Genomic DNA, 23,183 nt, shown 5'->3' on the forward strand with positions numbered 1-23,183 from the left:
CCCTGCTGAACCAACGACACCTTAATCAACGCGCCCCTACCACTGCAACCCGAATCAAAGCGCCAAACCTAACACCTAACATCGGAAACCCAAAACTACAGGAGTAACAATCGTGAATCAAGGGGGAAAGATATCTCAATTTGAAGATATCTTGGCCAAAGGTGGTGAAATCGGTAAGCTCTTATCTGCTATTGATTGGAATGTAACCTCTCTGGGCAGTATCTCGACTTGGCCACAGAGTTTACGCACAGCCCTGAATATTAGTTTGACATCTCCTTTACCCATGATTGTGTTTTGGGGTGAAAACTTTATTCAACTGTATAACGATGCCTATTGTTTATTATGGAAAATTCTCGATCCGAAACTAAGTTTAGGACAACCAGCTTCTGAAGTTGAGGGGGAATTGTGGAACTATATTTACCCCTGTCTTCAGACCGTATTCACAACCGGAGAAACTGCCAAAATCCTCAACCAACCGCTACAAATTGAACGAGATGGGAATGTTAAAACCTGTTATTTCTCCTTCAATTCTAGTCCAATTTGGACGGAAACGGGAAGTATTGGTGGTATTTTTACAACAGTAACAGAAACGACTTTAGAACTTGTTAATACCCCTTCTCAGGAAGATACACAACGAAAAGACCTTTTACAACAATTAGAAACCGAACGTGCCCGACTCGAAGCCGTATTACAACAAATGCCTGCGGGGGTATTACTAGCCGATGGAAAATCCGGTCAACTGATTTTAGCGAATAAACAGGTGAGTCAAATTATTGGCTATTCCTACGAGACAGAATCCAAACTTGAAGAATATGATCAAATTGTAGATTTCGAGGGTTTTCGGGCGAATGGTCAGCGGTACGCACCGGATGAATGGCCCTTAATGCGATCGCTTTCAACGGGAGAAATTGTCACCGCCGAGGAAATTTGCTTAGAACGGACTGATGGAAATCAAGTCTTTATTTCCGTAAATTCTGCTCCCATTCGAGATCAACAAGGAGATATTGTCGCCGCCGTTGCTATTTTTCAGAATATTACCCAAGGGAAACGGGTTGAACAAGCCTTAAAAGAAAGCCAAATTTTGTTTGAAGGGTTCATGCGACATATTCCAGCCATCGCTTATATCAAGGATGAACAAGGTCGTTATATTTATGCGAATTGGGTGGCGACCCAATTAGTCGATAGTTCCCTAGAGAATATTATTGGTAAGACGGATTTTGAGTTATTCCCAGAAATAGCATCCCAGTTTCAACAACATGATCAAGCCGTTCTGAGTTCCGCTCAAGCGGCGGAATTCTTGGAATGTATCACCCGTAATGGGGTTGAGTTCTATGGGATGTCGTTTAAATTTCCCATCACCGATGCTGCGGGTCGTCGTTTGCTGGGGGGAATGTCCTTTGATATTACCGAACGCAAACGCCTGGAAGATGCTTTGCGAGTCAGTGAAGCTAAGTTTAAGCGTTTAGTTGATGCCAATATTATTGGGGTGATTGTTTGCAATTTAGATAAGATTGTGGAAGCCAATGATGTATTTTTACAGATGGTGGGTTATACCCGTGAACAATTAATAGCGGGTGAAATTAGTTGGCTCAATTTAACACCACCTGAATATCTTGATGTGGATGAACAAGGGTTAGAAGAACTTCGCAATACCGGAAAATGTCCTCCCTTTGAAAAGGAATATATTCACTCGTCGGGAAGTCGGGTTCCCATTTTAATCGGGGCAACTTTATTAGAAGAAAATCCCCTGACTTGGCTTTGTTTTGTCTTGGATTTGAGCGAACTCAAACAAACTGAAATTGAACGGGAAGAACTTCTGAAGCGAGAACGGACAGTGCGGGAAGAAGCAGAGGCCGCAAATCGGATTAAGGATGAGTTTTTGGCGGTTTTGTCCCATGAGTTGCGATCGCCGTTGAATCCCATTTTAGGATGGGCGAGTTTATTGCGGACGGGTAAGATTAATGAGGAAACAACCCATCGTGCTTTAGAAATTATTGAACGCAATGCTAAGTTACAGGCGCAACTGATTGAGGATTTGTTAGATGTGTCTCGGATTTTACGGGGAAAGTTAGCGTTAAGTACATTTCCGGTACATTTGGACAATGCGATTCATGCGGCATTAGAGACGGTACAATTAGCCGCCGATGCGAAGGAAATTGGGCTTTATACACACCTAGAACCGAATGTACGCCCAGTTTTAGGGGATTTAGGTCGTTTACAACAAATTATTTGGAATCTGGTTTCTAATGCGGTTAAATTCACTGATCCGGGGGGTCGGGTTGATATCTATTTAGAAACGGTGAATAACCAGGGTCAAGTCAGAGTTCAGGATACGGGTCAAGGAATTACACCGGATTTTCTACCCCACGTTTTTGAGTATTTTCGGCAAGCAGATAGCACTACCACTCGGCAATTTGGGGGTTTGGGATTGGGGTTAGCGATTGTTCGGTATTTAACAGAATTACATGGGGGAATGGTTTGGGCTGAAAGTCCAGGGGACGGACAGGGGGCTACGTTTACGGTGAGATTTCCCTTAATGATGGATGAGGAGGAGACGGATTTTGATGGGGAATTAATCTTAGATGTTATTGATTTAACCGGGATTAAAATTCTGGCTATTGATGATGAAGCAGATATGCGAGAATTAGTCGCATTTTTCTTGGAAGAAGCGGGGGCTTCTGTGCAGTTAGCGACTTCGGCTCAAGAGGCTTTATTGTTATTAAATGAATCCTTACCTGATATGATGATTTGTGATATTGGAATGCCAGACGTGAATGGCTATATGTTGATGAGTGAAATTAGAAGCAAACCTTTAGAAAAAGGGGGGAAAATTCCCGCGATCGCCTTAACCGCTTATGCGGGAGAAACCAATCAGAAAAAAGCTTTGACGGCTGGATTTCAAATGCACTTATCTAAACCCGTTGAACCGGATAAATTGGTTGAAGCGATCGCCAAATTATTAAAACAGACAGGACTCAAATCTAGGGAGTCTAAAGGGATTGTACCCCAGAATAAGATTGATGGGATTTGACAATTGTGAATTGATGTGATAAAGATTTTAGGGATTTAAAATTATAAAAAAAATTAAAGTAATAAAATTTTTATATAATTTCCTATAATAATATAGGAAATCAAACCCGATCTTGAGACTCTACCCCAGAGAAACCTAAACATTGCCTATCTTGTTTCTATCTTGTATCCTTAAGGTAGAAACACTAGATACAAGCAAGGGGATGTAGCGCAGCTTGGTGGTGTAACTGCTTTGATTAAAGGTGTCGTGGTCGAATCGGGATGACAGGATTTGAACCTGCGGCATCCTGCTCCCAAAGCAGGCGCGCTACCAAGCTGCGCTACATCCCGTTAAATCTTTTCCTAGTATAACCTAAATTTGCACGAATGGGATTAAAAATTGCAAAATTGATTAGAAGAAGTGAGGTGTTGGATATTTGTTGTCCGTTGTCGGTTATCGGTTGTCCATTAACAGTCAACACTCAACAGTCAATAGCCAACACCTCGCACCTAGAACCCTCAGCCTAATCTGGATACCAGAACATTCCTTTAATCCCCTCTGGATCGGATATAAAACCCAAATTTCGGTAAAAATCCACAACATGAGGGTCAGCAAATAGAGTAATGTTGCTGATATCATCGCTACGGAGTTTTTTGATGATAAATTTCATCAAGGCTTTACCCAGACCTTTACTTTGGAAATCTGGGTGAACGACCACATCCCAGAGAGTTGCATTAAACGCATGATCGGATGTAGCTCTAGCAAAACCAATCAGCCGTCGCTGGTTGCCCCGAATTTGCCACATGGAAACGACAAGGAAACTATACTGAATGGCTTTTTTTACTTTACGCAGGGGCCGCCGAGACCAACCGACTGCACTGCAAAGTTCTTCCAATTCATATAAATCAATGTCCCGATCGGTGCTAAAAAAAATGCGACCATTATTACTCGATGATGGGCGAGAGTTGAGAAATACTGACTCCTCGCCTCCAACCTCGTATGCCTCATACTCCGCTATCTGGGAGAATGAGGAAGAGGAATCCGAACTGCTAAACAAATTTTTCCAAAAACCCATGCAGGCGTGGTTATGGTAATAGATGATGAATGACTGTACTAGATAGTATATCTCCCGTACCTTCACCTCAATTATGGCTCCTGGCTTAAAACCTTCAACTTTGGAACTCCTAAAACGCTTCAACAGGGCGTTTCCACAGTTTTATGAGCAATTTGTCAGTAGTGAAATTCAACTGCAAAACTTGAAACTCGCTTATCAAGTTTATAAAACGAAACAAGCGGTAATTGAAATTCAGCCCGATGGCAATAAAAGTGCCCTGCATTTTGCCTATCGGAATCAGTCGTTTTTACTGAGTGATATTTTCGGGGTCTTGGCTGCTTATGGCCTAACGATTCACAGTCTAAGTTTATATGGCCAAATTTACCCACCCATGTTGGTATTTATTAAATTGGTGCTATCTCGTGGGGGTAAAGCTCTCAGCGATAAAACCTCAGAAAACGTTTGTCGGGCTGTTCGAGAAGCTTTGGCTGGACATTTCGAGGTGGAAGAAATGTTAGCGGTAGAATTTAACCTGGATGCAGGTTTAGAAGATGTCGCAACGGAGTTTTATGTTGACCCCGTGTTTCACCTCCCAGCGTTATTGATTGAAGCCGACAACCAACCTGGACTCTTTTATAAAGTCATGTATGCCATTTGGCAAGAAGATTTATTAGTTGTGAATGCAAATTTATTAGTTTGGCGGGGACGAACCCGATTAATTTTATATCTCTTAGGGCCGAATGAAAGTCTAATTCCTGAATATCTTGGCCAAAAAATCGCCGAAGGAATGCGACAACGGTTAATGGGAGAACGATTTTAAAGACAATATGGGATCTACAGTGGTAGAATCTTCAGGGGGCGACAAGGGAGCTAAAAAGCTTGCTGAATAAGGGTTATAGCTTATCTGGAGTAATAGCGTTTTGAGCAGATTTTGAGTGAACAGAGTTAGCATCTAAATTTGAGTGCTTACCGTCTACGGGTGCGATATTACCCCCGTTAAAATCATCACCTTTAAAGAATCCTAGTATTTGTTTAAACCCTTAATGAATGAGTGTTACAATGATAAATAATAACTTAATCTTAGCGAGTTAACTTAATCGTTCAACGGTTGTTACAGGGGTCATCCTTACCTCAATAACTGTATTGAGAAAGTAACCCACAAGGAAACAGATTATTGTACATACTCAGGGAAGTAAATCTGAAAGTTGATAGCCCCAGTAAGGGTAAAGGTGATGTGAAGGGTTACTGTCAAACTTGTATCTATCTTGTATCCTTGAAGAGTAACTAACTGGATACAAGCAAGGGCTATTAATACAGTGGTAGCGCAATTGCTTTACACTGAAGGGTTTATAGGTTTGTCGTCAAATCGGGATGACAGGATTTGAACCTGCGACCCCCTCGTCCCGAACGAGGTGCGCTACCAAGCTGCGCTACATCCCGGTGTCTTAACAAGACATGATTAGGTAGTATAACACATAAAATATCAGTTACGATTCCCCAGACAAGTTTAAATCCCTGAAAGAGATTCGTGGTTATAACAAAACAGCGATCATCCTAACAAAGATTACATTTGTATTATGTTTTTAACAAACAGTAAAACGCAGATGAATAGGGTTTAGATACTTATCAGCACTCAAGAGTACAGCTTTACCAGGAGAGCGATTGCCACCAGTAATGTAGTACAGCATAAACAAACTTATCAATTCAACAAAAATGTAACGCTTGATACTTTTTTGATATTTTGACCCTCTATTAGGTTTATTATGGCTCTCCTATACTTAGGGTGATAAGTAGGGCTTGCTGAAAAAGTAACAGAAAAGCAAAAGAATGATTAACTAGCAAATGGAGTCAGAAGGGTAAATAAGTTTTTTTTGAGATCAGGAGTTAACAGATAAATTCTGGTAATCAATAACTCGAAAAAAGTAATTGAACAAAAAAATTGGCCTAAAAATCCGTCTAAGAATCACAGAGAGATTCATAACTAAAAAAGTAATAGCAATTGCCGTTTCGGAAGTATGAGCTAGTTTATTCATAATCCGATTCTCTATTTGTGTTTTTAAATCACAGGATTCGTTAAAATTATCCCAACTAATCCGGTCAAGAAATACATATTCATCCAGACAACTCGCCGACAATTTGGCTCTAAATTCTACTGACGTTCCGGCTTTTCCTCGGACAATTGGACGAATATGGGGTTGGCTTAAACTGACGATTCTGCAAGTTGCATCTGCTATTAATTTTCCTCGGTTTTTCCTCTCACTTTATTCTTCATAACGAATGGTGTAATTCCTTTAATAGTTCTAACTTAAGAATAACAAAACCTTCTTTTTCTTGGCAACTGAACACCGTAATATTCGGGAGGTTGAGCAAGACTTCCAAATCATTTTTGTCATTATATGGATGCTGCCAAGAAACTTGAGATTGAATTAGAAAGCATCCTGCTGCAACCGGAATTCGACAGCTACCGTAAAGTTTTCAAGGAAGAGGATTCCGGCGACCAGAAAAAATTCCGGCGGGCAGGTTCAGCACTTTGTCGGGAGCAACTATTCCTATGGTCACTGCGAGTCATTGAACGAAACCGCTCACCGTTCCTTGGAACTGAACTCGGTCAAAAGCTGCGGGGATACCTGGAACTAAAAATCTCAAAGGGCAAACACCGGAGCAAGGCTAGGGCTTCTTTAATATCCAAAGTAGCTGAAATGCTATTCGATGCCCTCCTTAAAGAGATTGTTAAATAATCAATAATAAACCAACACCCTCTGGATTCCACCAGGGGGTTTTTAATATCCACACAGAAAAACGTCTAAAATGATTGAATTAGGTTAATATTGGCACAGTACAGGATTAGAAACCGAACAATATAACGGTTCTGATCACATTAGTGATCAGGTCATAAGACTATCGAACCCTGAGCAATGCGGTTCGTTCGCTAATTCTTGAACTCTCTTGTTTTGCCTTTTCTACTATTTCGGAATCTAATTTTTTATGTTATTCTAGTTAAAATTAGGCGAATAATCGAGAGCCACTGTGAGTATTCTAGGGATTAATAAATTTAACAATAAGTGGCTTGATCTATCGGCGATCTTTGCTGTCGTCGTAGCCACAATTCTTGCGTTGTCTTTAGTTTTAGGAATTTATTATTTAGGTTGGCTACAACCGTTAGAATTAGTTGCCTATGACCAAATGGTACGATTACGCCCGACTTTAATGGCTGACCCCCGATTAGTGGTCATTGGCATTACTGAAGAAGATATTCAAGCCTTTAACCGTTGGCCCCTTTCCGATGAAGTCATTGCTCGATTATTAGAAAAATTATTACAATATCAACCGAAAGTTATTGGTTTAGATTTGTATCGTGATATTCGCTATGAACCCGGACATGAGCAACTTCGCCAACAATTTAAAACCTCTGATAATATTATAGCCATTAATAGTTTAGGTTATAGTGAAGCAAAGGGAACCCCTGCACCCCCAAATATTCCTCCTGAACAAGTTGGTTTTAATGATTTATTACTTGATCCCGATAATGTAATTCGTCGGAATTTAATGTTTGCCAATACCTCCGATACAACGCTTTATTCTTTTTCCTTAAGATTAGCTCTGCACTATTTATTAGCTCAAAACATTACACCCGCTAACAACCCCCAGAATCCGAATGTCATTCAATGGGGAAAAGCGGAATTTTTTCCTTTATCTCATGATTCCGGTGGCTATCAAACCATTGATGATCAAGGATATCAAATTCTCTTAAATTATCGTTCTGCCAATGATGGCGCAAAACTAATTAGTCTCACTAAATTTTTATACGGAACACTGCCCAAAAATGCGATTAAAGATAAAATTGTGTTAATTGGGACAGTGGCTCCCAGTGGTAAAGATTTATTTGTTACCCCCTTTAGTCCGGCGGAAGAAAAAGCCCTCAAAATGCCGGGAGTTCTCGTCCATGCTCAAATGGTCAGCCAAATTTTAGATGCGGTTTTAGGGGAGCGACCCTTATTTATTTTTTGGTCATCTTGGGGGGAATTGTTGTGGATTTGTAGTTGGGGATTAATTGGGGCAACTTTATCTTGGTCAAGTCGTAATGCCTGGATTATTACATTAGGAAATCCCGGTTTAATCACTGTTTTATGTGGGTTAAGTTTTTTCTTGTTCCTTCATCAGCGTTGGGTTCCAACTACCACTCCCGCTTTAGCGTTTCTTTTTACCAGTGCAACCGTTATCGGTTATCGAGCCTTTCAAGCCCAACGTCAACAACAAATTGTGATGAGATTATTAGGACAAAATACCTCGCCGGAAGTGGCTAATGCGTTATGGAATAGTCGGGATCGTTTATTAGCCGATGGCAAGTTACCTGGTGAAAAATTAATTGCGACTATTCTGTTTAGTGATATTAAAAATTTTAGTACGGTTTCTGAACAAATGCCCCCCGAAACCTTAATGGAATGGTTAAACGAATATTTATCGGTTTTAACCCAATGTGTACAAGCACATCATGGGATTATTAATAAGTTTACTGGGGATGGAATTATGGCAGCCTTTGGGGTTCCCGTAGCTCGGAGAAGCGAAGCTGCGATTGCTCAGGATGCTTATGAAGCAGTCGCCTGTGCATTAGAAATTGAAGACCGTTTAAAAGAGTTAAATCAAGATTGGAAAAGCCGAAATTTCCCGGAAATTGCCATGCGGATTGGGATTTTTACAGGCCCGATTGTGGCTGGAAGTTTGGGAGGAAAAGAACGCTTAGAATATGGTTTATTAGGAGATAGTGTTAATATTGCTTCTCGTTTAGAAAGTTGCCAAAAAGATCGACAATCCAGTCTTTGTCGGATTTTAATTGCGTCCCAAACCTTACAATATATTGACGAGAGTTTTGAAGTGGAATCCTGGGGGCTAATGCCCCTTAAAGGAAAACAAGAAATGGTGGATATTTATCGAGTGATTGGCTACAAAAAAGCATCTCAATATCCTCCAAAAAATTAAACCTTTAAAGAACTGGTAATGGGAAGTTCAACGGTAAAACAAGTCCCTTCCCCTACCACCGACGAACAATAAATTTTACCTTGATGTTTTTCTTCAATAATTTGACGAGAAATCGATAACCCTAAACCTGTTCCTTGACCGACGGGTTTTGTCGTAAATAAATGATCAAAAATTTGGTGCATTACATCAGGACTCATACCATTGCCATTATCTTCAACCATAATCATGACTTTTTGTTGTTGGGGTCTGGCTTCAGTTTTGATTAAAATTTCTGGGTATTTTTGAAGAGAAATGGGAGATTGCTGTTCCGAACTCAGTTCATTTAATACATCAATGGCATTAGAAATTAAATTCATAAACACTTGATTCAATTGTCCAGGATAACAAAGAATTTGAGGCAAATTTCCATATTCTTTAATGACTTTAATTTCTTGATGATTTTCATTAGTTTTCAAACGATGCCGCAGAATCATAAGTGTGCTATCAATACCATCATGAATATCAAAAGCAACTTTACATTGGTGATCTGAACGAGAAAATGTTCTCAAGCTTTTACTAATTTCAATTAGGCGATTTGTTCCTTCTTTCATTGAAGCAATTAATCGGGGACAATCTTCAATCAGATAGTTTAATTCAATATCTTCTTTATGCTGTTCTATTTCAGAATAGGAGGAAAAATCATAGTGTTCATAAATTTTAAGATGAGTCATTAAATCATTAATATACATTTCACAATGAACAAGATTACTACTAATAAAACTGACCGGATTATTAATCTCATGGGCAACCCCTGCCACTAAAGCTCCTAAAGCAGACATTTTTTCACTTTGTACCAGTTGAATTTGTGTTTTTTGTAAATCTTCTAAGGCATTTTTTAATCCTTGCTCTGCTTTTTCTTTTTCTTCAATAATTAGGGATAATTCTGTTTTTTCTGCTTCACTTTTAATTAATTTATCCTGTAATTCTTTTAAGTCATAAATGTTAGCAAAGGTTTCTGTAGTTTCATAAGCACGAACAATGCCATAACCTAAAATTAAAAACCCTACACCCGAACACAGATGAGCATACCACCACATCGCATTCCAAGGTAAACTGAAGAGAAAAGCTAAAGATGCTTGAATAAAGAAACTGAGGGCAAAAAAGTGGGATAAGAGTAAGGGGGAACGAATGGGAATTAAAGGCAACATTCGGATGAAAACAAACAGAAGTATTGCTAAAGAAATTCGTTCTAAAAGTTTAATATAAATAACCGGAATAGACAGAGGAGAAAAAACGATACTTAATAAAATAATATTGAGAGCAACGATCACCATGAGATGAGGTTGCCATTGGGACGCTTTAAAACGAAGTGCTACCGGGTCAGGAGGAGCATGAATTTGAGTCATTCCCCAGAGTAAATAACCCGCTAAAATAATTCGAGATGTCGGGCCAAAAATCAGAAATATAATCGGGTTGACGGTAGAAGTTCGGGTGAGCATACCATGCCACAAATAAATTATTGCAAATCCTAAAAATGCAAATGACCAATATTTCAGGGTGGCTACTCCTTGTTTTTGATAGCACCGATAAGCCACAATTCCAACTAAAGTTGATATTAAACAAGCAATCGTAATTGCAACTTCATGAAAAGGAAATAAAATATATTTGACAGTCGGGTTAGCAATCACTGATAATCCTAAAATACCGAGGGAAGGCAAGAATAATAAACCCGCCCAAACCATTATTTTGTAAAAAGATATAAAACTCGATAAATAACTCATGAGTTTAGTCAGATTGAAGCATTCTTTACTATTTATTTATATTGTAGTCCTGAATAGACTCAGTAAATGTAAAATAGTATTGCGAGTTTTTGATTTTTTTTTAATAGAGAAATTGTGCCTTTTTATGGCTGAGATTGATGCTTGTTAATCAGATCGATTCACGATTGACAGGACTCATTAATAACTGCCTAGTTACTATTGCCTATTACACGAGTAATCCCGCAATACAAGCGGTCATAAAACAGGCAATGGAACCTGCTATCATGGCTCTCAATCCTAATCGAGCAACATCCGCTTGTCGTTCAGGAGCGATCGCAGAAATTCCTCCAATTTGTATCGCAATAGAACCAATATTAGAAAACCCACATAAGGCATAGGTTGAGATAATAATTGCTCGTTCAGAAATCGTGGGAACGGCATTAGCAGAAATTTTTCCTTGAGCAACTTTTACTCCATTTTCAATCAAAACTTTTAAATCTAAATAAGCAATAAACTCATTTAAAATTGTCTTTTTTCCTAATAAAATTCCAACTTGCAAACAATCTGACAAAGGAACTCCCATTAACCATGCAACAGGAGCAAATAAATAAGACAATATCCCTTCTAAGGATAAATTAGGTAAACCGAAAAAACTTCCAAACCCTTGTAAAATCCCATTAATTAATGCTAATAATCCTAGAAATGCAATTAACATCGCTGCCACATTTAAGGCTAACCTCATACCATCGCTGGCTCCCGTTGCTGCCGCATCAATTCCATTAGCAGAGGTAGGTTTAACCTCAATTTTAACGGTTCCTTTGGTCAGAGAAGTTTCTGTTTCAGGATAAAATAGTTTAGAAATTGCTAAAGCTGCGGGAGCCGACATTACAGATGCCGCTAAAATATGTTGGGCGGGAATTCCAAAGGAAATATACGCCGCCATAACTCCCCCTGCAATCGTGGCAAATCCCCCCGTCATTACCGCATGAAGTTCAGAGTTTGTCAAGGTCAAAATATAGGGTTTAATTAATAACGGAGCCTCCGTTTGTCCGATGAAAATATTAGCTGAACAAGATAAAGTTTCTGACCCTGATGTTTTCAAAGTTCCCATCATCACCCCAGCAACAGTTTCTACAACTTTTTGTAAAATTCCATAGTGATAGAGAATTGAAATAAAAGACGAAAAGAAAATAATTGTTGGCAAAACTTTGAAAGCAATAAAATGATCTTGAAAGGTTTCCCCAAACACAAATTTAGCTCCTTGATCAGAAAAATTAAGAAATTGAGTTACACAATTACCCAAAAATTCAAACACGACAAAACCAGGGGTGGTTTTGAGGATGAGAACGGCAAAAATTAACTGTAAAGCAATTCCCCAGAATACCGGACGCCAGCGAATGGCTTTTCGATTGACAGAGAAGAGGTAGGAAATTCCGATAAAAACAAATAATCCTAAAAGTGAAATCCCACGTTCCATAATTCGCTCATTTTTGTAGATTTTTAATGTACAATCAGAGTATTGTGCATTTTTCAGTCAGAATCCAAAATTAACCCTTTGTAAATTACTGTGAACTGAAGCACCCGTAAGGGAACAGCAACTGAACTCTTACTCCTAATTACGACTACTGTAACTGTTTATGTCTTTACCTATTGTTGCTATTATTGGTCGTCCTAATGTCGGGAAATCTACCCTAGTCAACCGTTTAGCAGGAAGTCCCGATGCGATTGTCCATGATGAACCCGGAATTACCCGCGATCGCACCTATCGACGTGCTTTTTGGCAAGATCGAGAATTTATAGTGGTCGATACAGGGGGATTAGTCTTTGATGATGATACGGAATTTTTGCCCCTGATTCGAGAACAAGCTCTGACGGCTTTAACTGAAGCCAGCGCCGCGATTTTTGTCGTTGATGGTCAGATGGGGGTAACGGGAGGCGATGAAGCGATCGCAACTTGGTTGCGCGAACAATCTGTACCCACTTTATTAGCCGTAAATAAATGTGAATCTCCTACAACTGGAGTTATTCAAGCTGCACAATTTTGGGAATTAGGATTAGGAGAACCTTATCCAATTTCAGGGATTCATGGATCAGGAACCGGAGAATTATTGGATGAGTTAATTCAATATTTACCTGCTATTGATGAAATTGAAGAAGAAAAAGAAATCAAAGTCGCCATTATTGGTCGTCCTAATGTGGGAAAATCGAGCTTATTAAATGCGTTTTTAGGGGAAAATCGCGCCATTGTTAGCCCGATTTCGGGTACAACACGAGATGCAATTGATACCGTTATTCAACGCAATGATAAAACCTATCGATTAATTGATACCGCCGGAATTCGGCGTAAGAAAAATGTCGAATATGGAGCAGAATTTTTTGGAATTAATCGAGCCTTTAAAGCGATTAATCGCGCCGATGTGGTGTTATTAGTGATTGATGCCATTGATCAAGTTACAGATCAAGATCAAAAATTAGCAGATCGGATTATAGAAGAAGGTCGTTCTTGTGTCATTGTTGTTAATAAATGGGATGCGGTTGAGAAGGATACCTATACCATTTTAGACTATGAAAAAGAGGTACGGGCTAAACTGTATTTTATGGATTGGGCCGAATTAATTTTTATTAGTGCCAAAACCGGTCAACGGGTTGAAAAAATTCTCAATTTAGTCGATACGGCTGCTGAAGGTCATGAACGACGAGTCTCAACGGCGGTTATTAATGAAGTCCTTGAAGAAGCGGTAAGTTGGCATTCTCCCCCCGTTACTCGTCAAGGGAAACAAGGGAAAATCTATTATGGAACCCAAGTGAGTAGTAAACCCCCAACTTTGGTTTTATTTGTCAATGATCCTAAACGATTTAATGACAATTACCGTCGTTATATTGACAGCCAATTCCGCAAACAATTAGGCTTTAAAGGCACACCCATTCGATTAATTTGGCGTGGCAAATCTGCCAGAGAAGTTGAACGCAATACCGCTAACCGAGCTACCCGCGTTAAATAATTAAGAGTAGGCGGAGTAGGGGGAGTGAGGGATGGGATGGAATTTGAACCCACTGTCCAATACGGTATCATCAAAAATCAAAGAAGCATAGCGAACTCATAATTTGCGTTCACTGTGAGAGATTTCAGGATATAACTTAAGTGCGCCCTACTGGAATCGAACCAGTCTGAAGGCGAATTATGAGTTCGCTGCCTCCCCAATCGGCCAAGGGCGCTTCCAATATATAGAATACCATACCCACAGGTAAGATTGTTAATCCGGCTTAAATTTTGAGTCGGCTGTGTAGGTGATAGCATATCCTCAAGGCATTAGCCGTTAAAATAGCGAGTTAAATCATATCTAAAATCTTGAGATGGGACTAAATTCAACTGTTGTTCTGACTGTCGTTTTACTGACCATGATGTTTGGGGCTGGCTTCACCAGTGCGGTTTGGGGTTATGGTTTGGGTCGTTCTGCGTTAAAAGAAATTACACAACCGGATGTACGCCCCAACAACTTAGCCAAAAATAAAAATGGCACCCGCCACGACGGCGTGATCTTACTGCAAGAAAAGGATATCTTGGCAACGGTCAAGAAACGCATGGAAGGGAAAGATACAGAAGTAGCGAGTGCCTCTGGCAAAAATGCCAAGAAGCCAACTTCTGCTCAAGCCCAGAAGCCGAAAACTGAAAACGCCTCCTCAGCATCAGCTAATAATAAATCGGTGTTTCCCATTGTTAGCCGTGATGGAGGGGTTAGTTTAGAAGTGATGGAGGCGGCTCGTCAGGGCAATTCTTTAGTTTTAAGTGTTAATTTAAAAAATGAAAGTCAACAGTCGGTGCGCTTTCTCTATAGTTTTTTAAATGTTACCGATGATAAAGGTCGGGCTTTGAGTGCGAGTGTTGAAGAATTACCGGGTCAATTACCTCCCAATAGCAAAGTCTATTCAGGAACCGTTACAATTCCGACAGCATTAGTCGAAAATTCTAAAGAATTGACCATGAGTTTAACCGATTATCCCGACCAAAAAATGCAGTTACAAATGTCAGGAATTCCAGTGGCTCAATAGACTTCTGGATTTTCTGAAAAGGTGATTCATGACTCTGACAACTCAAGATGTACTGGGGCGATTGTTCTCAGTGCTATTTTTAATTACAATTAATGCCTTTTTTGTAACCGCCGAATTCTCGATGGTTTCGGTAAGGCGATCGCGAATTAATCAACTGGTAGATGAAGGAGATGCTCCAGCAAAAACAGTTCAACAATTGCAACGCCGAATCGATTTATTTCTTTCGACGACTCAGTTAGGAATTACTCTTTCGAGTTTGGCTTTAGGGTGGATAGGAGAAGCAACAGTCGCAATGACGTTAAAGGATATCCTCACGCCTTTACCTCTACCTGCTGCTTTTCACGATGCGATCGCTCATTCTTTAGTGTTGCCGATTTTTGCCTTTTTCTTAATTGCTTATTTACAAATTGTTTTAGGAGAATTATATCCCAAGTCTTTAGCATTAGTTTATCCTGAACAGTTATCTCGGTTTTTAGCTCCTCCAAGTTTAGCGATCGCTCGTTTTTTTAAACCCTTTGTTTGGAGCTTAAATCAATCTACTCGGTGGTTATTACAACTCTGTGGAATTCAGTTTAGCGGACAACCCTATACACGAGTTACGCCGGAAGAATTGCAATTAATTATTACCACATCCAGTGAATCCATTGGGTTAGAAGCAGAAGAGCGACAATTATTAAATAATGTCTTTGAGTTTGGGGATGTGGTCGCAGAAGAAATTATGGTTCCTCGTACCAGTATTGTTGCTATTCCCAGTCATGCCACATTTCAACTCTTGTTAAATGAAATGACGATTTCTAATCATTCCCGTTATCCGATTATGGGGGAATCTTTAGATGATATTTTGGGAACCATTGATTTTCGAGATTTAGCTAAACCCTTAGCGGATGGGGTGTTATCTCAAAATAGTTTAATTACGCCTTGGGTACGCCCAGCGCGATTTATTTCTGAACAAATACCGTTAAATGAGTTATTATCTTTAATGCAGCGATCGCAATTACAATTAGTAATTGTGGTAGATGAATTTGGCGGGACGGCAGGATTAGTCACGATTCAAGATTTAATTGCTGAAATTATTGGCGATCGCTCTGACCCCACAGAAGCAGAAGATATTAGCGTTCAATTTGTTGATGAACAAACCTTTTTAGTTCAAGCTCAATTAGACTTAGAAGAACTGAATGAACGTTTAGATTTAAACTTACCCTTAACAGAAGAATATCAAACTTTAGGAGGATTTTTAATTTATCAACTCCAAAAAATTCCCACCGTCGGTGAAACATTCCGTTATCATGATTTAGAATTTACCGTTCTTTCAACTGATGGCCCTCGTTTAGATCAAATCGAAATTCGGATTCTCGAACCTGAAACTTTGGATACAATACCAGAAACGATGAGTTTCCCAGAAGTTGAAGAATCTCCCGATCTTGATAATCCTGAAATTTCCGAAAGTTCCGAAGAAGAATCCCGATGATTAAGGATAAAAACGCTCTCAATTTATTTTGAGTTACAAGTTCCTATCCATCGAAAATTCCGCTCGGAAAACTTTCTCAATCTGCCTCTACGGTTTATCAATTTTTCCTTTAAAAATATCCTCTAATTTTTGTCCCTTGGGTAACTCGATAAACACTCGTTCTCCCGGTTGTAACCCTTTTAACACTTGAATTTGATTCCCCATTTGAGAACCAATGGTAACGGGGTGAAATTCTGGTTTATTATTTTCATCAGGAAGTAATACCCCCGACTGACCTTTATTGGTGACAATGGCAACGGTGGGAACGACTAAGGCTTGTTTGAGTTTCTCCCCAATAAACCGTAAATCCACATTCATTCCCGACTGAAGTTGATCTTTTCCGGTTTCGATCAGAATTCGAGCTTGAAATAAGGTAACATCCCGTTCTTTGACGGCTTCGGGTGCAATAATATTAACTCGACCTTTAAACACTTGATCGGGATAAGAATCGGCAATAATTTCAACGGGTTGATTCGGTTTAATTTGAGCAATATCTGCCTCTGGAATTTTTGCTAACACTTCTAAATCTTTCGCTAAGGCGACAATTGAAGTAGAGGTAGCCGAACTGGCATCAGAAGCTGAAGTCGCCGGAGTCACAAATGCCCCTTCAACGGCATAACGTTGGGTAATAATTCCGGCAAAGGGAGCGCGAACTTTGGTATCTTCTAGTTGAACTTGATAAAATTTAACTTGACCTTTGGCTTCATCCACTTCAGCCTTTGCAGTGGCAATTTCTTCAGAACGAGTCCCATTTAATAACTCGTTTAATTTACTTTCAGCTTCCGCCACTTCAGCTTCCGAGCGCTCAATTTCTTCAGAACGAGCCCCCTTTTCTAATTGATTTAAGGCTTGACGTTCTTGTTCAACATTCGCTTGTCGTTGTTGAATTTGCGATCGCTGACTTTCTTGTAATTGTTCTAAGCGTTTTTCGGCTTCATTTTGTCCGGCTTGTAACCGTCGTTCATCCCGCAAATATTCATCTAATTGATCCTGAGAAATTGCCCCTTCTCCTTTTAAATCTTGATAGCGTCGTACCCGTTCTGATGCTAATTTTAATTCAGCTTGGTTAGCATCAATTCGGGCTTTTGCTTGTGCAATTTCATCATTTAAACTGCCAGATTGAGCGTCTTTTAATCGAGCTTGAGCTTCCCTTAAACGAGCTTGACCTTGAGCAATTTCTTCGGGACGACTTCCGGCTCGTAGTTGAGCTAAATTGGCTTTCACTTGATTTAAGCGAGCCTGGGCTTGGTCTATTTCTTCCGGTCGGCTTCCCGTTTGCAGTTTGTCTAAATTAGCTTGAGCGCGGTCTAAACGGGCTTCAGCTTGCTGGAGTTGGGCTTCAATTTCGCCACTTTCCATCCGAGCGACCACTTCTCCGGCTTGGACGCGATCGCCTTGTTCGACATATAATTGTGCTAACCGCCCTTGGGTTTTGGGGCTGAGGTTGACTCGGCGGACAGGTTGGACTACACCACTAGCAGTGATTTTAACGGTTAAATCCTTCGCTTCCACAGGAACCGTAAGGGCTGTGATAATATCTGGATTCACTTGGGTACGACTCTTTACCAAATGCAACAAGGCTGGAATGCTCAACAGTCCAGTCGCCAGCACTGCAATCATCCAGGGTTTCCATCGCCGTTGGGGAACTTCCGAAAACTGAACGGGATGTTTAACCTCACCATTACGTTGTGCAGTTTCCTCTTTTGGGCCAGTTAACATGACAGATGCGGGTGCGAGTTGATTCGCAACAGAATCAGCCGTTAAGTCTCGGACAGGATTCTGTCGCTATATCAATTCTAACGATTCCCGTTAATATTTCTTGATGTTTCTTAACTTTGATGGGAAGACGAGGGGACAAGAAGACAAGGGGGGACACCTAGGAGGTTTAAATTTGGGCAGGAAAACCCTGCCCTTACGGGGTTTATTGGGCCGAGAAACGGGGTTTAATCAGATCAATTAATTAATGACCGCCAACCCCAACAACAGCCCGTTTATACGCTTCATCTAACACTTCTGAAAGCGTTGGATGGGTATGAACAGAAAAGACTAAATCGTGAACAGATTGACGTTGATACATGGCATTTGCGGCTTCTTGAATTAAATCAGAAGCATGAAGACCAAAGATATGAACCCCTAACAATTCACCCGTATCTTTACGGTAAATCACTTTAGCTATTCCTTCGGTTTCTCCTTCCGCAATGGCTTTAGAATTCCCCTTAAAATAGGTTCTGACCGTAGCAATTTCAAACCCTTCTTTTTCTCCCAATTCTTTGGCGGCGGGTTCGGTTAAACCGACATAACTAATTTCTGGATGGGTAAACGCTGCGGCGGGAATACTGCGATAATCCACTTGACGAGAGCGCCCACAAATCGTTTCTACAACAGCAATTCCTTGGGCGGATGCGGCATGGGCTAACATCATTTTACCCGTAGCATCTCCAATTGCCCATAAATGGGGAACAGGTTCGCCACCGGATAACACTTCTAAGTGATCATTGGTCGGAATAAAACCGCCTCGAATGGGTTCGACATTAACCGATTCTAACCCTAAGTTTTTACTAACAGGAATGCGTCCAGTTGCAACTAAACAAGCATCCACTTCTAAGACTTCTTCAACCTCTTTGGTTTTGGTATCTGCTAACTCAATAATAACCGGAGAACCGGGGGTAACTTTTAAGGCTAATTTCCCGACTTTGGTTTCAATATCACGAGGCGTAATTAAAACTCGTTGGGCTAATTTAGCAATATCTGGATCAAAGGTTGGCATTAATTGATCCAACGCTTCAATCATGGTAACTTCACAACCTAAAGCGGTATAAACATCGGAAAATTCTAATCCAATATAACCGCTTCCAATAATAGCAATCCATTGAGGGAGGGATTCTAATTTAATGGCTTCATCACTGGTAAAAACCGTTTTGTGATCAATCGTAATTCCAGGGGGAACAAAGGGCACAGAACCTGGTGCTAAAATAATATCTTTAGCCGTAATTGTTTTTTCGCCATTAGCCGTTTCAACGGTAACTTTATTCGGCCCTGCAACTTTTCCCCAACCTTGAATGACATCAATGCCTAAGCGTTTTAAACTATTGGTCATGTCACCGCGAATTTTAGTGACAATATTGTTAGCATGGCTGGCAATTTGTTGACGATCAAAACTGACTTGTCCTAACTGAATCCCTAAGTTTTTTAAGTGATGGGTGTCGTGTAATTCTCTAACTCGTCCTGATGCGGCTAATAACGCTTTGGAGGGAATACAGCCCCGGTTTACACAGGTTCCTCCCATTTCAGCTACTTCAACAATCGCGGTTTTTAAGCCACAACCGACGGCATGGATAGCAGCCCCATGTCCACCAACTCCGGCACCAATAATCACTAAATCGTAATCCATATTCTGTTACTACTCTGTTGGGATTAAAAAATATTACCGTTTTCCTTGTCCCTTGCCAACTGAATCCCGTTTACAACGGCTAGATCTGTTCCGGCTGACTGATCATTTTTGCGGTAAGCTAGATTCGATTACTGTGTTTGTAGGGATCTATCATAACATGAAAACCAAACTAGCCACGATGGCATTGAGTTTAATTTTATCGGTAATTTTACCGTTACCGAGTTTAGCTGGAACGGTTTTAGAAGATATTAAAAGGACAGGAGTTTTAAAAGCAGGAATTCGGCAAGATGCACCCCCATTAGGATTTGTTTCTGCGGATGGAAAATGGGAAGGATATTGTATTGAATTAATGGAATTATTAGGGAAACGATTACAAGATCAGTTACAACTCAATCAACCAATTGAGGTACAATTCATCCCCTCAAACTTGGAAAATCGAGAACAATTGGTAAAAGAGGGAAAAGTGCATTTAGAATGTGGCCCTAATACAATTATGCGAAATCTTCCTCCTGGAATTGTCTATTCTGATCGCTTTTTAGCAACGGGAGTTCATTTATTAGTTCGACCGGATAACCAAGCTTATATTCAACCATCAGGAGCTTTAGAAAATATTTCAATTGGAGTTTTACCAGGTTCCTTAACCCAACAGTTTATTAGCAGTCGTTATTCTTTGGCAAAAGTTGTAGAATATCCAGGGGTTGACGGTCGAAAAAATGCTGTGGAAGATGTGGTTCAAGGTCGTCTGAATGCCTTTGCTAGTGATGGATTATTATTAATTGGGGAAGTATTAAGAAATCCAGCCATTTCCACTCAAGATTATGCTTTAGTTCCCCAGGAACCTCTGACTTGTGAATTTTATGGCATGATTCTTCCTGAAGGAGATATATCTTGGATCAATACAGTCAATTCTTTGATATTAATCAAAGAAACCGTTAATATCTTAACAGGACTGTATGGCAAGAATTCTGAGTATGTGAAAACTTTAGAAGCGGCTCATAATAAATGCCTATTATAGTTGAGTAAAATTGCAGCTAGAGATAACCTAAAGGTCTAAGGTTTAAAGGGGTATCCTTTAGTATCAGTAGGGATACCCTGATTCTGGTCAAAACAGTTGTTTTTTCCTCTAAAAAATGTCACACTATTAATACTTTAAGTGATCGCGCCCGATTTGAGGCAATAGTATGAGCGATATCAACGGCCCCAAACCAGTTCCCAGTCATACATCCTCTTCATCTATTTTATTTCTCAATCGCTGTGTTGAGCAGATCTTTACGGACATTTTAGATCCGAATACACCCCTGTTTAAACCCAATGTTGTGATTTTGGGAGAATCTTATCCTGAATTCAAAGCAATTCTTCAAGAAGCCCGACAAAATAACTATCAGCAAATATTACCCACCTTAATCGCTGGATTACAATTTATTTTAGGCCGAGAAGCTTATGAGAATAAAGATTTAGAATCCACTCTTTATCATTATCGTCGTAGTTTAGAATATTGGCCATTGGCTTTAGCTCAAGGCGATTTAGAAATGCTATCTCGTCCTGACCTTGACACGATTCTTCCCAATCAATTTCTTGAACAAATGGGTGGAGTTTTATTTCATGTCGGGTTATGTTTTATCTCTTTAGCTCAGTCTAATGATAGAGCAGAAAAAAATATAAATTGGCAAGAAGCAAAAATTTATTTTGAGCAAAGTATAACCGTTTTTGAAAAAGCTAATCGCCCTGATTTAGTCTCTAAATTCATTGGAGAATTAGGTGAAGTTTTACGATACTTAGAAGACTGGGAAACGTTACAACAAGTTGCCCAAAAAGCGATTAATTTACATATATCTTATGGTTCAGAAGCCCAATTAGCACAAGATTATGGCTTTTTAGCCGAAGCTGCTTTGCATGAATCCAAGTGGGCACACGCCAATCAACTAGCTGAGTTAGCATTAGCGATTCAAGGTCAATCAATCTATGATGATCCAATGAGTAGCAGCACAGCATCTCATAATCCTTATCTTTATTTACTAGCAGAATCCACACAGGAATTTCAACAATGGCAAACAACAGTTAACCAATTAGAAGAAGCTTTACGGAAAAGCAATGTTGAGGATGATCCTAAAGGTTACTTAAAAATTTTAACAGCCTTACATAAGCTGTATTTGGATCAAGATTTATATACTCAAGCTTCCCGTTTAAAAGAAGAAAAAATCAGAATTGAATATCAATATGGATTACGAGCTTTTATTGGGGTACGGACATTGCAAGCTCAATCTCACCCGAATCATAAACAACAGTCTATTGCTTTAGAAATAGAAAATTCTAATCGTTTAAAGGACGTTCATACTTTATTAGAACGGATTCAAAACCCCGACAATAAACTGATTGTTCTTCAGGGAGAATCTGGCGTTGGAAAAAGTTCATTACTCAATGCAGGAATTGTCCCGATATTGTTAGAACAACGGTCTCAAAATCCTAGTATTGCTCGACCTATTTTACTGCGAATTTATACGGATTGGTTACGAGAACCAAACCCCAAAACCTGGAACTTGAATCCGGTTTTAAATTTACTTAAGCAAAATGATCAAAATCAGATTCCAACGGTATTAATTTTTGATCAGTTTGAAGAGTTTTTTGTGGTTTGTCAGCAGTTAGAACAACGATTACCTTTTTATGAATTTTTAAAAGAAAGTTTGATGCTGACTTCAATTACGGTGTTACTTTGTTTAAGAACTGATGCTTTACATTATTTACTAGAATGTGCTCATCGTACTAACCTAGAGGATATTATTCACTCTGAGATTCTCTCGAAAAAGGTGATTTATAGTTTAGAAAACTTTACATTAAGTCAAGCACAAACGTTTATTCAAAATCAAATTGAACGCGCTCAATTTAAAATAGAACCTGATTTAATGTCTCAATTGCTTCGGGATTTAACCGTTGATATTGATCGTATTCGACCCATTGAACTTCAATTAATTGGGACTCAATTACAAGTTCATGATATTCAAACTTTAAATCAATATGAACAGCTTGGAGAACATCCTAAGCAAAAATTATTAGAACATTTTTTAGATGAAGTTATTCGAGATTGTAGTGCTAAAAATGAACGAACAGCGATTAAAATCTTGTATGGTTTAACCAACAAGCAAGAACACCGCCTGCTAAAAACTAGCAAAGAAATTGCGGAAGAATTAGATACAGAATTTAGTAAAATAGAACCTTTATTAGAAATTTTAGTTGAAGAAGGATTGATTTTACATATTCCTGATATTCCTGATGATCGATATCAACTGACCCATGATTATTTAGTGGCGTTAGTTCGTTACCAAAAAGGAGAACGATTAATTGCTGGGTTAGAATTAGAACGAGATAAAGCTCAACGCAAAATTATTGAAGAGAAACCCAATAGTTTTGTCAATCGTGCGATCGCCTCTGTCTTACGTTGGATTAATGCTGATTAATAT

14 protein-coding genes, 3 tRNA genes and 1 pseudogene are annotated in these 23,183 nt (G+C 39.5%); 9 read left to right on the top strand and 9 right to left on the bottom strand.

The genetic code is table 11. The features are described from left to right. Positions 1 to 112: 112 nt before the first annotated feature. Positions 113 to 3,031, top strand: coding sequence for a PAS domain-containing hybrid sensor histidine kinase/response regulator (locus tag PL9214_RS25285; RefSeq protein ID WP_072722019.1), 2,919 nt, complete (start codon positions 113 to 115; stop codon positions 3,029 to 3,031). 255 nt (positions 3,032 to 3,286) lie between these two features. On the opposite strand, the gene PL9214_RS25290 is transcribed toward PL9214_RS25285, so the two are convergent. Beyond that, positions 3,287 to 3,360, bottom strand: a tRNA-Pro gene (locus PL9214_RS25290). Positions 3,361 to 3,533: 173 nt separating this feature from the next. Next, entirely contained in the window at positions 3,534 to 4,085 is a 552-nt protein-coding gene (locus PL9214_RS25295; protein WP_072722020.1) for a GNAT family N-acetyltransferase, read from the bottom strand. A gap of 73 nt (positions 4,086 to 4,158) precedes the next feature. On the opposite strand from PL9214_RS25295, the gene PL9214_RS25300 reads away from it, so the two are divergent. Then, positions 4,159 to 4,884, top strand: a complete 726-nt coding sequence (locus tag PL9214_RS25300; protein ID WP_072722022.1) for an ACT domain-containing protein — start codon at positions 4,159 to 4,161, stop codon at positions 4,882 to 4,884. Between the two features lie 546 nt (positions 4,885 to 5,430). On the opposite strand, the gene PL9214_RS25305 is transcribed toward PL9214_RS25300, so the two are convergent. Then, positions 5,431 to 5,504: transfer RNA gene (locus PL9214_RS25305), tRNA-Pro, on the bottom strand. 437 nt (positions 5,505 to 5,941) lie between these two features. Further along, positions 5,942 to 6,280: pseudogene (locus PL9214_RS30225) on the bottom strand (hypothetical protein); the annotation flags it as partial. A 180-nt stretch (positions 6,281 to 6,460) separates the two neighbouring features. Between PL9214_RS30225 and PL9214_RS25315 the strand changes: the two are divergent. Together PL9214_RS25315 and PL9214_RS25320 are read left to right on the top strand one after the other, a co-directional pair. Beyond that, positions 6,461 to 6,802: a hypothetical protein gene (locus PL9214_RS25315; protein WP_072720155.1), complete on the top strand. Its 342-nt coding sequence runs from the start codon at positions 6,461 to 6,463 to the stop codon at positions 6,800 to 6,802. 289 nt (positions 6,803 to 7,091) lie between these two features. Beyond that, positions 7,092 to 9,041, top strand: a complete 1,950-nt coding sequence (locus PL9214_RS25320; protein WP_083580181.1) for a CHASE2 domain-containing protein — start codon at positions 7,092 to 7,094, stop codon at positions 9,039 to 9,041. Here PL9214_RS25320 and PL9214_RS25325 read toward each other — a convergent pair. Continuing rightward, complete coding sequence (locus PL9214_RS25325; protein ID WP_083580182.1) at positions 9,038 to 10,801, bottom strand: sensor histidine kinase; 1,764 nt, start codon at positions 10,799 to 10,801, stop codon at positions 9,038 to 9,040. The two genes, PL9214_RS25320 and PL9214_RS25325, sit on opposite strands and share 4 nt — an antisense overlap. 205 nt (positions 10,802 to 11,006) lie before the next feature. Next, positions 11,007 to 12,257 carry a NupC/NupG family nucleoside CNT transporter gene (locus tag PL9214_RS25330; RefSeq protein ID WP_072722024.1) on the bottom strand — a complete coding sequence of 417 codons (1,251 nt, stop codon included), beginning with the start codon at positions 12,255 to 12,257 and terminating at the stop codon, positions 11,007 to 11,009. A gap of 160 nt (positions 12,258 to 12,417) precedes the next feature. Between PL9214_RS25330 and der the strand changes: the two genes are divergently transcribed. Further along, entirely contained in the window at positions 12,418 to 13,782 is a 1,365-nt protein-coding gene (der, locus tag PL9214_RS25335) for a ribosome biogenesis GTPase Der (protein ID WP_072722025.1), read from the top strand. A 141-nt stretch (positions 13,783 to 13,923) separates the two neighbouring features. Here der and PL9214_RS25340 read toward each other — a convergent pair. Further along, positions 13,924 to 13,996 (bottom strand) — tRNA-Met (locus PL9214_RS25340). Between the two features lie 138 nt (positions 13,997 to 14,134). Here PL9214_RS25340 and PL9214_RS25345 point away from each other — a divergent pair. Together PL9214_RS25345 and PL9214_RS25350 are read left to right on the top strand one after the other, a co-directional pair. Next, positions 14,135 to 14,830: a hypothetical protein gene (locus PL9214_RS25345; RefSeq protein ID WP_072722026.1), complete on the top strand. Its 696-nt coding sequence runs from the start codon at positions 14,135 to 14,137 to the stop codon at positions 14,828 to 14,830. A 28-nt stretch (positions 14,831 to 14,858) separates the two neighbouring features. Next, a complete protein-coding gene (locus PL9214_RS25350; protein WP_083580183.1) occupies positions 14,859 to 16,298 on the top strand; it encodes a hemolysin family protein in 1,440 nt (479 codons plus the stop codon). An 87-nt stretch (positions 16,299 to 16,385) separates the two neighbouring features. On the opposite strand, the gene PL9214_RS25355 is transcribed toward PL9214_RS25350, so the two are convergent. Together PL9214_RS25355 and lpdA are read right to left on the bottom strand one after the other, a co-directional pair. Next, on the bottom strand, positions 16,386 to 18,056 hold the full coding sequence (locus PL9214_RS25355; RefSeq protein ID WP_072722028.1) for an efflux RND transporter periplasmic adaptor subunit: 1,671 nt from the start codon (positions 18,054 to 18,056) through the stop codon (positions 16,386 to 16,388). 241 nt (positions 18,057 to 18,297) lie between these two features. Further along, a complete protein-coding gene (gene lpdA, locus PL9214_RS25360) occupies positions 18,298 to 19,728 on the bottom strand; it encodes a dihydrolipoyl dehydrogenase (protein WP_072722030.1) in 1,431 nt (476 codons plus the stop codon). Between the two features lie 157 nt (positions 19,729 to 19,885). Here lpdA and PL9214_RS25365 point away from each other — a divergent pair, with 157 nt between their 5' ends. Together PL9214_RS25365 and PL9214_RS25370 are read left to right on the top strand one after the other, a co-directional pair. Further along, positions 19,886 to 20,743 (top strand): amino acid ABC transporter substrate-binding protein, encoded by an 858-nt coding sequence (locus tag PL9214_RS25365; protein WP_072722032.1) that lies wholly within the window; start codon positions 19,886 to 19,888, stop codon positions 20,741 to 20,743. Between the two features lie 166 nt (positions 20,744 to 20,909). Then, positions 20,910 to 23,180 carry an nSTAND1 domain-containing NTPase gene (locus PL9214_RS25370; RefSeq protein ID WP_072722033.1) on the top strand — a complete coding sequence of 757 codons (2,271 nt, stop codon included), beginning with the start codon at positions 20,910 to 20,912 and terminating at the stop codon, positions 23,178 to 23,180. Positions 23,181 to 23,183 lie beyond the last annotated feature (3 nt).

This window comes from Planktothrix tepida PCC 9214 (assembly GCF_900009145.1).
Taxonomy (GTDB): domain Bacteria; phylum Cyanobacteriota; class Cyanobacteriia; order Cyanobacteriales; family Microcoleaceae; genus Planktothrix; species Planktothrix tepida.

Excerpts from the sequence above, each read along its gene's own strand:
- PL9214_RS25295 (WP_072722020.1), bottom strand. The coding sequence starts at position 4,085 with ATGGGTTTTTGGAAAAATTTGTTTAGCAGTTCGGATTCCTCTTCCTCA.
- PL9214_RS25300 (WP_072722022.1), top strand. The coding sequence starts at position 4,159 with ATGGCTCCTGGCTTAAAACCTTCAACTTTGGAACTCCTAAAACGCTTC.
- PL9214_RS25315 (WP_072720155.1), top strand. The coding sequence starts at position 6,461 with ATGGATGCTGCCAAGAAACTTGAGATTGAATTAGAAAGCATCCTGCTG.
- PL9214_RS25325 (WP_083580182.1), bottom strand. The coding sequence starts at position 10,801 with ATGAGTTATTTATCGAGTTTTATATCTTTTTACAAAATAATGGTTTGG.
- PL9214_RS25330 (WP_072722024.1), bottom strand. The coding sequence starts at position 12,257 with ATGGAACGTGGGATTTCACTTTTAGGATTATTTGTTTTTATCGGAATT.
- der (WP_072722025.1), top strand. The coding sequence starts at position 12,418 with ATGTCTTTACCTATTGTTGCTATTATTGGTCGTCCTAATGTCGGGAAA.
- PL9214_RS25345 (WP_072722026.1), top strand. The coding sequence starts at position 14,135 with ATGGGACTAAATTCAACTGTTGTTCTGACTGTCGTTTTACTGACCATG.
- PL9214_RS25350 (WP_083580183.1), top strand. The coding sequence starts at position 14,859 with ATGACTCTGACAACTCAAGATGTACTGGGGCGATTGTTCTCAGTGCTA.
- PL9214_RS25355 (WP_072722028.1), bottom strand. The coding sequence starts at position 18,056 with ATGTTAACTGGCCCAAAAGAGGAAACTGCACAACGTAATGGTGAGGTT.
- lpdA (WP_072722030.1), bottom strand. The coding sequence starts at position 19,728 with ATGGATTACGATTTAGTGATTATTGGTGCCGGAGTTGGTGGACATGGG.
- PL9214_RS25365 (WP_072722032.1), top strand. The coding sequence starts at position 19,886 with ATGAAAACCAAACTAGCCACGATGGCATTGAGTTTAATTTTATCGGTA.
- PL9214_RS25370 (WP_072722033.1), top strand. The coding sequence starts at position 20,910 with ATGAGCGATATCAACGGCCCCAAACCAGTTCCCAGTCATACATCCTCT.